Origin of the sequence: Bradyrhizobium sp. Mp19 (assembly GCF_029952935.1) — a bacterium.
GTDB lineage: Bacteria > Pseudomonadota > Alphaproteobacteria > Rhizobiales > Xanthobacteraceae > Bradyrhizobium > Bradyrhizobium elkanii.
This window is the reverse complement of sequence record NZ_JASAUT010000081.1, coordinates 20,314-28,807: the sequence shown is the minus strand read 5'-3', so window position 1 is coordinate 28,807 and position 8,494 is coordinate 20,314. Positions and strand designations below refer to the sequence as shown.

At 59.1% G+C, this 8,494-nt stretch carries 8 protein-coding genes and 3 pseudogenes; 7 read left to right on the top strand and 4 right to left on the bottom strand.

All coding sequences use genetic code 11. The features are described from left to right. Window positions 1-645 (top strand): annotated as a pseudogene (locus QJT82_RS41450) (hypothetical protein); the annotation flags it as partial. Window positions 646-743: 98 nt separating this feature from the next. Here QJT82_RS41450 and QJT82_RS41445 read toward each other — a convergent pair. Both QJT82_RS41445 and QJT82_RS41440 read right to left on the bottom strand, forming a co-directional pair. Continuing rightward, a pseudogene (locus QJT82_RS41445) lies at window positions 744-992 on the bottom strand (IS701 family transposase); the annotation flags it as partial. Next, a pseudogene (locus QJT82_RS41440) lies at window positions 990-1,199 on the bottom strand (transposase); the annotation flags it as partial. The pseudogenes QJT82_RS41445 and QJT82_RS41440, both read right to left, overlap by 3 nt. Window positions 1,200-1,371: 172 nt before the next feature. On the opposite strand from QJT82_RS41440, the gene QJT82_RS41435 reads away from it, so the two are divergent. The 6 genes from QJT82_RS41435 to istB all read left to right on the top strand — a co-directional run bounded on the left by QJT82_RS41435 (window position 1,372) and on the right by istB (window position 6,452). Then, entirely contained in the window at window positions 1,372-1,776 is a 405-nt protein-coding gene (locus tag QJT82_RS41435) for a hypothetical protein (RefSeq protein WP_011090921.1), read from the top strand. A 235-nt stretch (window positions 1,777-2,011) separates the two neighbouring features. After that, on the top strand, window positions 2,012-2,278 hold the full coding sequence (locus tag QJT82_RS41430; RefSeq protein WP_014498652.1) for a hypothetical protein: 267 nt from the start codon (window positions 2,012-2,014) through the stop codon (window positions 2,276-2,278). A gap of 132 nt (window positions 2,279-2,410) precedes the next feature. Then, window positions 2,411-2,650, top strand: a complete 240-nt coding sequence (locus QJT82_RS41425) for a hypothetical protein (protein ID WP_018269532.1) — start codon at window positions 2,411-2,413, stop codon at window positions 2,648-2,650. 600 nt (window positions 2,651-3,250) lie between these two features. Then, window positions 3,251-3,790, top strand: coding sequence for a GNAT family N-acetyltransferase (locus QJT82_RS41420; protein WP_014498653.1), 540 nt, complete (start codon window positions 3,251-3,253; stop codon window positions 3,788-3,790). A 299-nt stretch (window positions 3,791-4,089) separates the two neighbouring features. Continuing rightward, window positions 4,090-5,589 (top strand): IS21 family transposase, encoded by a 1,500-nt coding sequence (istA, locus tag QJT82_RS41415; protein ID WP_011090919.1) that lies wholly within the window; start codon window positions 4,090-4,092, stop codon window positions 5,587-5,589. Continuing rightward, entirely contained in the window at window positions 5,589-6,452 is an 864-nt protein-coding gene (gene istB, locus QJT82_RS41410) for an IS21-like element helper ATPase IstB (RefSeq protein ID WP_011090918.1), read from the top strand. Before istA ends, istB begins: the two co-directional genes overlap by 1 nt. A 4-nt stretch (window positions 6,453-6,456) precedes the next feature. Here the strand turns inward: istB and QJT82_RS41405 are convergent, their stop codons facing one another. After that, complete coding sequence (locus tag QJT82_RS41405) at window positions 6,457-7,494, bottom strand: hypothetical protein (RefSeq protein ID WP_011090917.1); 1,038 nt, start codon at window positions 7,492-7,494, stop codon at window positions 6,457-6,459. Next, window positions 7,457-8,125: an AAA family ATPase gene (locus tag QJT82_RS41400; RefSeq protein WP_011090916.1), complete on the bottom strand. Its 669-nt coding sequence runs from the start codon at window positions 8,123-8,125 to the stop codon at window positions 7,457-7,459. Before QJT82_RS41400 ends, QJT82_RS41405 begins: the two co-directional genes overlap by 38 nt. Window positions 8,126-8,494: the final 369 nt, after the last annotated feature.

Genomic DNA, 8,494 nt, shown 5'->3' with positions numbered 1-8,494 from the left:
AAGAGCCGGATGAGCGGAGACGTTCACGTCCGGATCTGTGAGCGCCTGGGGGTGAAACTCCCCCGGGCGACTCGACTAGTAGTCGGCTTTGAGCGCGAGGATGACGCACGTCGTTTCCTTGACGCGATGCGCGCGAGACTGGAGGAGTTCGAGCTGACGCTCCATCCGGCCAAGACCCGCCTGATTGAGTTTGGTCGCCATGCGGCGGCTCAACGCAAGCAGCGCGGACTCGGAAAGCCGGAAACCTTTGCGTTCATGGGGTTCACGTTTATCTGCGGCAAATCACGCCAAGGGCGCTTCCAGCCTCAACGGAAGACCCGTAGCGACCGCTTGCGAACCAAACTCCGCGAAATCAAGGAGGAGCTAAGGCGCCGAATGCACTGGCCGATCCCTGCACAAGGGAAATGGCTGAGGCAGGTCTTGACCGGCCACTTTGCGTACTTTGCTGTCCCGACGAATGGCCGAGCGCTCAATGCGTTTCGGTTCTATCTGACCGATCTCTGGAGGCGGACGCTTCGGCGGCGCAGTCAGCGGACCTGTCTGACCTGGGATCGCATAACGCAGATCACCGATGACTGGCTCCCCAAGGCTCGCATCCTTCATCCATGGCCGAAGCTGCGCTTCGCCGTCAAACACCCGAGGTAGGAGCCCGGTGCCTTAATTGGGCTCGCCGGGATCTGCGCGGGGGGCGCCCAGTGATGGGTGTCCCTACCGCGAACAGAATGCGTTTGCGCCACTGCTTTTCAAGGATTTGCTTTCGGCAATATGGGCATTGCTGAGGCGGCGGCCGAAGGATGAGATCGACGATGGCATGGCGTGCGGCGGGCATGGTTGGTTGAGGCGGAGGCCCGTTGATTCTTTTTTTTCCGCCCCGCGTATGCGAGGCGACGATGTTGCAGGAAGGCGTAGGCAATCATTGTCATAAGGGCGTGGCGATGAAGACCTTGCCATGATCGCCCTTCGAAGTGATCAAGTCCAAGCTCCTCCTTCATATCGACAAGGCTGTGCACGACCCGCGTCGGATCGCGCCGATCCGGGAACACCCGGGCCAGATTGTCGGCCAAGCCGAGACGCCGCTCGGCCATCGCCAGAAGCATCACGCCCCCGTTCGAGGTTAGGCGCCCACCATCGAAGGCAGCTGTGACTTTCTTGGCGTGAATGGCTGGAAACGAGAAGGGCGGAATCGTATCGTCGGTCATGGCGGGCGTGGCGTTCGCGGTTGGAGGTGATGGGGTTGGCTTCACAACCGAATCCTACGCCGTATGAGCGCTTTACACCACGCTCGCCAGCCTCTCGGGCGCCTCTTACGAATAAGACAGGTTAGTCGGTCCGACCCGTCATGTTTTTGGGGTTTCGGACAAGGTTCTGACGATGACGCTTTCATCCGTTTTGATGGCGGATCGCGAGGCCCGTCCTGATTGGTATGCAGTTGGCATTGCCATGATCGTCGTGGATCGGCTGGTTCACAACTTTCTGGTCCGAACCGGGATTTTGGAGCAACTTGGCATGGTTCATCCGTACGGTCCCCGTTGCTATGCAGACGGCGGCTGCGCCGAGGTCTTGCGGCGCGTCTCGGCACAGATCGACGCGCGCCAGTTTGATCGTAATTTTCCGGCGGATTTTCCGCGCTTTGTTCAGCACGCTCTTTGGCGTTACTGCGCTGCTGACGGTTTGAACGTCTGCAACGGCAACAATATTGATGATCGCAAGTCATGCGATCTTTCGTCGTGTATTGTTTACAGTAATTGTGCCAAAAAAGCGCGGAAATTACAGTAATTATCTTCTATTTAAGCGCAATTTTTCTGCAGCTAAATTATTGCAATCATTGCGCTTTTGGATGATATGCTTTATTATACTTACGACGAGATTGTTTGAACGCTCTTCTCGTCTTCAGCAAAGGAGTCGTCCAATGACAAGACCGCCATTGCCGGGAGCATCCCGCAGGACCAGCGACAACGCCGTTTCAGAAAGGGGCCCAAATCGGGCCCCTTCGGCTTTTCAGGAGGGCAAAATGGCCAAGCCCAATCTCACGAACCAAAAGACACTCTCCGCCTCGGCAATCATCGTTTACGGGATCGACGCGACCGGCAAGCCGAAGGCCGGCCGGTTTCCGGAGCGCCAGGCGGCGGCGGCCAAAAAGGCCGCGCGCTCACTCAAGCTCGCTGTTTGCAACGTCGATCGACCAGCTCTTGTCGAAATCGTTGCGAAAATTCCGGTCGGACGCGTTCACGACCAAGGCAGTCGCTTCTGCCCTACATCAAACGCAGCTTGTACGTGAGCGTCACGACAGGATCACCGGTTCCCGGGCTTGACTTGCGCGGAATGCTCTGGATAGCGCGGTCGGGATGATTGACGCCGCCGGGGCGCGGTGATGGGGTGATCCCGGTTCGGAGCGGGCAACGGGATCAGAATGAACAGCGAGTCGCAGCTGCGCGAGAAGCTTCGGAAGATCGAGGCGTTGTTCGTGGGGGCCGGAACTGCTGGTGAGCGCCATGCGGCGGAAGCCGCGCTGCAGCGGGTGCGGGCCCGGGTCGAGGAACTCGCTCGCCACGATCCACCAATCGAACAGCAATTCTCACTTCCCGACCAGTGGTCTCGGCACCTTTTTCTGGCGCTTTGCCGCCGATATGGGCTGCGGCCGTTTCGTTAGCTTTGAGCGTCTTCAGCAGCCAGCGTTCGACATCATGACCGGACAGCAAGTACGGCAAGACGGCTTCGCTCGATTCCAAGCAGTCCCTGAGGCCGGCAAAGAATATCTTGGCAGCGGCATCCAACGGCGACAGCGCGCTGTTGTGTCGTCTACAAAGGCAGTTCGCGGTGAGATTCTTTGGAGCCAGCGCCTTTGTTTCGCCTGCTTCGAGCCAAGGCAGTCCAGAGGCCGTGAAATTACCGTCCCCGCGAAGTATTTCGATCACAGCCTCGCTGATCAGATGCTCGCCGGAGATTGGCGCTTCGCAATTTCCCAGCTCCTGCATGTAACAGCGTTCAAGTGTCGTACTGGGCGAGCCGGATCGAAGGTCAAGCCCTGAAGCCGGCTTGTGCCATCGAACACCATCAAAACAGCAGGAAGCCGATTGTCGCCCCGATCGACAACGACAAGGTGCCACCTTCATTTCCTCAAGTCTGCGCTTGGCTTCACCCATCGGAGTGACCCCCAGCGGCAGTCTAGCCCGTCTTATTCGTAAAGGACCGGCTCATGCGTCGGCTTTGTCAGCTTTCTGTCAGCTCGTCCAAATAGTAGCTCGTTGTGATGAGAACCAATTACAACAACTGGCCCTCCGACGGGCAAAGTGTGGACCAGCAGCGCGATGCGCTGGCCGGCACTTCTGGCGCAGATGGTGCTGCTTTTACGGCCGCTTTAGCTGCTGGACCAGCGTCTTCCGCTTTTGACAAGAGGACAGGTGTGTCAGTCCGCCTACACAGAGTAAGTAGCAATATTGGCAACGCCCAAAGTGTTTCTTTGTTTACTGATGCCAATGAACGCAATAAGGTGGGAGCGATGACCGTGGCGCCGGGGCGCAACAGTTTGCGAATTCTCAGCATAGAAAATCTCGGCCGGTCGAGGTACAAAGGGGTCGGGACGGCTATGATTGAAGTCGCCGATCATACTAGGCAGTCCGCGGGCCTTTCCAAGCTATCCCTTCTCTCTCAAGATGAAGGAGCTTCAGCATTTTTCTACAAGAAGGGATTCCGGTTTGCGGACGAGGGCAAGAATGCGGAAATGCGGACTGTCATTTCCAATCCACGATACGTCTCAGATGAAATTCTTATGGGCGAGATGGAGCGCTAGCCCGTCTTATTCGTAAGAGTGCGCCTGAGGGCTGGCGAGCGTGGTGTAAAGCGCTGATGCGGCGTAGGATTCGGTTGCGAAGCCACCCCATCACCTTAAACCACGCCCGCCATGACCGATGATACGATTCTGCCATCCTCGTTTCCAGCCGTTCACGCCAAGAAAGTCACAGCTGCCTTCGATGGTGTCATTCGGCTTGCAATATTGACCCCCTAAGCCGGGGGATCGGCGTCCAAAATTGCCCCCCTACAGGTTGGTCTGTTGCGCTGCCTGCTTCGTAACAAAGCAGGTGGTGGAGGATGCTGGTCGTGGAGACGATTGCGCGGATTCGGCGCGAGCACTTCATCAAGGGCAAGACGATCAAGGAGATCGCCCGTGACCTGAAGGTGTCACGGAACACGGTTCGGAAGGTGCTGAGGTCGGGAGAGACCTCCTTCGAGTATGAGCGGCAAGTGCAGCCGCGGCCAAAGCTCGGACGATGGGCAGTCGAACTTGACGGGCTGCTTGCGGCGAACGCGGCTAAATCGGCTCGTGAGCAGCTGACATTGATCCGGATCTTCGAAGAGCTGCGCGGTCGCGGCTATGACGGCGGCTACGATGCGGTGCGACGTTACGCCAGGCGGTGGAGCAAGGAACGCGGGCAATCGACCGCGGCGGCCTATGTCCCGCTGAGTTTTGCGCCAGGCGAAGCCTACCAGTTCGACTGGAGCCATGAGGTGGTGCTGTTGAGCGGAACCACCGTGGTCGTGAAGGTTGCTCACGTCCGGCTCTGCCACAGCCGTATGCTATTTGCCCGGGCGTATCCGCGAGAGACGCAGGAGATGGTGTTCGACGCCCACGACCGAGCGTTCGCGCTGTTCAAGGGCACCTGCACCCGCGGCATCTACGACAACATGAAGACCGCCGTGGAGACGATCTTCGTCGGTAAAGGGCGTCTTTACAATCGCCGGTTTTTGCAGATGTGCAGCCACTATCTGGTCGATCCAGTCGCCTGCACGCCGGCGTCTGGCTGGGAGAAGGGGCAGGTTGAGAACCAGGTCGGGCTGGTCAGGGAACGCTTCTTCACGCCGCGTCTGCGGTTCAAAAACCTCGACGAGTTAAACGCCTGGCTGCTCGACAAATGCATCACCTACGCCAAGGCTCATCGCCATCCGGAACTGGTCGATCAGACGATCTGGGACGTGTTCGAAGTCGAACGCCCTAGGCTCGTTCCCTATGCAGGGCGATTTGACGGCTTCCATGCGGTGACGGCGTCGGTCTCGAAGACCTGCCTGGTGCGCTTCGACAACAACAAGTACTCGGTCGCAGCCAGTGCAGTCGGACGACCGGTCGAGGTTCAAGCCTATGCCGATCGCATCGTGATCCGCCAGGATGGACGTATCGTTGCCGAGCATCAGCGATCCTTTGGCCGCGGCGATACCGTCTACGACCCTTGGCATTATGTGCCGGTGCTCGCCCGCAACCCCGGCGCCTTACGCAACGGCGCTCCCTTCAAGGACTGGGTGCTGCCGGCCGCGATCGAGCGGATCCGGCGCAAGCTTGCCAGCATCGACGATGGCAATCGGCAGATGGTCGACATCCTCAACGCGGTGCTGACTGACGGTCTGCCTGCGGTGGAAGCGGCCTGTGCCGAAGCGCTCAGTCACAGCGTTCATTCCGCCGATGTGGTGCTCAACATCCTGGCCCGTCAACGTGAGCCAGCCCCGCCGGCCAACATCATGACGCCAGCCGCCCTGACGCTCCGTCATGCACCAATCGCCGATTGTGCCCGCTACGACAACCTTCGGAGGACCAACTGATGGAACGAACTCAAATCTTCGACCTCATGGGCGAGCTCAAGCTCTATGGCATGAAGGCTGCCTTCGACGAGATCATGGCAACTGCCGTCAAACGTCAGCATGAACCCCAGCGCATCGTTGGCGATCTACTCTCCGCCGAGATCAACGAGAAGCAAGCCAGATCTATCAAATACCAGCTCACCATTGCCAAGCTGCCGCTTGCCAAGGACATTGCCGACTTCCAGTTCGACGGCACGCCGATCAATCAGACGCTCGTCAATGATCTTGCTGGCGGCGGCTTCGTCGCCCAACAGCGCAACGTCGTGCTGGTCGGCGGCACCGGCACAGGCAAAACCCACCTGGCCATTGCCATCGCAAGAAGCTGCATCCGATCTGGTGCCCGCGGCCGCTTCTTCAACGTGGTCGACCTCGTCAACCGCCTCGAGACCGAGACCCGCAATGGACGGCAGGGACGGCTTGCCGAGCATCTGACCCGGATGGACTTCATCGTGCTGGACGAACTCGGCTATTTGCCCTTCGCCCAGTCCGGTGGCCAGCTTCTCTTCCACCTCGTCAGCCGGCTCTATGAGCGCGCCTCCGTCATCGTGACCACCAATCTCGCATTCGGCGAATGGCCCAGCGTGTTCGGCGACGCCAAAATGACCACAGCGTTGCTCGACCGATTGACCCATCACTGCGACATCGTCGAGACCGGCAACGATAGCTGGCGGTTCAAAAGCCGAGACGACGATCACGCCACCCGCGCTCGTCTCGCCTCCGCTATCCCGGCCAGCTCCGACGAGACGAGCGCTACCAGCAAACCCCGCCGCGGAAAGGGGTCAAAATTGGACGCCGATGAAGGGTCAAATTTGCAAGCCGATTGACACTTTACACTTCTGGATCTGAAATGCGGGTCAGCATCCTCACGTGCGGTCCCGCCCGTTTGAAGACCGGCTCCCAAAACGCATAGGCGTTCTCGACGAAACTCGCGGTTACGGAGAACTTCGTGAGCGCCGCCCGATATGCGGCCTGGCGCCCGCAGCCCTGTCCCTCGACAAGGTGCCAGATGAACTGAGCGACCTGGCGCGTGTACGTGCTCGGACGACCTCGGTGGTTGGGTACGATCTCAAGTCGCTTGGTCCCGGTGTCACGCGTCTCCGGTTCGGTGATATTGGCAAGCCAAATGAAGATTGATGGATCAATGCTCGCGGGATAGCCGTCGCGCTTGAGCTGCTGATTGATGATAGAGAACGCGCTGGCGGCTTCCCTGAAGCACTCGCTCAGGATGAAGTTCGCCTGGTTCTCCAGCTTGCCGCTCCGAAGATCGTCGAGCAATCTGACCGCCTCGTCGGTGAGCCGCCGCATATATCGCGGTTGCGACTGTCCCGCGCTGTCGGCTGGTTCCTTCTGCATGATTAATTCGGCCGCATCCGCGCGAAACCCCGTTGCGGCTTCTTTGAGAACGGTCAAAAAATTGCTTTCAAGTCCGGAAGCGACGACGGTTTTCGACGCCGCTTCGCCTCCCACCCGCGTCTCTACGAGGCCGTTTGCATGGTCCAAGGCAGCATTCAGGCTGGCTTTGATGTTTTCAGAAGCTCTGTCTTGAGAGTCTTCGGCAACCTTCACCATCATCTCGGTGGTAGTGTCGGAATCTAGGAGTTCGTCCTTGCGCGGCGCCGCCGCATTCCGAGATTCAAGCACCGCAACGGGACTCGGAGCCGTCGCTTGCCTTGCAAGAATTGTTTGATCAGACGTATTCGGGCCTGAGTGCTCCGATCGCAGATTGGAAGCAGCAATCCCGCGGGGCAGCACAAACAGGCCATCGTCAACGGCTCGGCTCGCCGCCGCGGTAAGCTCCACGAGCGAGCGTCGCGCGCAGCGCGTCTGCCTAGTACGCGGCTTTTTCGTTTCTTGCGTGTGGTTCATGATCTGACGACCCCTCGACAAGCTTCTTCAAGATCCAGCGCCACAGCTCACGAACTTCCTCCGAGGCTCTTCCCTCTTGTGCAAACTCCGTCACGCCTAATCCTGCCCCAAGCGCGTCCTGATGGTCATTGCGCTGTCCGACATAGGGAAGCGCGAGCACCCCGAGCGAATTGAGCGACGTCGCGGCTTCACTCACGCGGCAGCCCCGCGGTGGCGTCTGAGCGAGGACGAAAGCAAATCGGCGGTTGAGCCTACGAATAGCAATCAGCGTCGGTATCGCAGCTTCGATGTCGGCGGGACTCGGACGCACCGGGATCAGGCAAAGATCGGCCCTCGCGATGGCGCGCATGGCCAGTGCATTGTTCGTGGCGGCGGTATCGATAACCGTAAGCCAGATCCCCTCGGCTTCAAGGCTGACGAGCGCCCGTTCTATTTCGGCCGAATCAGCGACCCGAACGACCCGGGGATCGGGATGGCGGCGCCGCTCTTTCCATTTTGAAATCGTGCCTTGTGGATCCGCCTCGACAATTGCGACGCGCTCCCCGTTCCCCAACGCTGCGACTGCAATTCCGACCGCCAGCGTGCTCTTGCCGCTTCCGCCTTTTTGGGTGACCAGAGCAAGGACATACATCTTCTACGCGTCCCGGACGACAACGACATGAAACGCACGAGTCGTCGACATCGAGCCTACCCTTCCCGATGGTGGGTCGCATCAAGAGCGAACGTGGAAATCGCAGCCAAATCGAGGCCCAGCCATTAACGATATACCGCGCAATACGTCGGCCAAGGGCCGCGAGAATCACCACGACGTGGCTTTGTAAAATAGCCCATTATTCGGCCGTGTCACGGATCTTCGCGAAAGGATTGCTGAGCACCGTCGTACAAGCATGAAAGCAGAGCCTGCTCGCCTCTCTGGAATGGACACGGCAAGAAGCGGCTGTCGCAGTTGCAGCAAGATGCTGCCTCCTACCAGATTGGAGAGGTGATCTGCCTGCCAGCT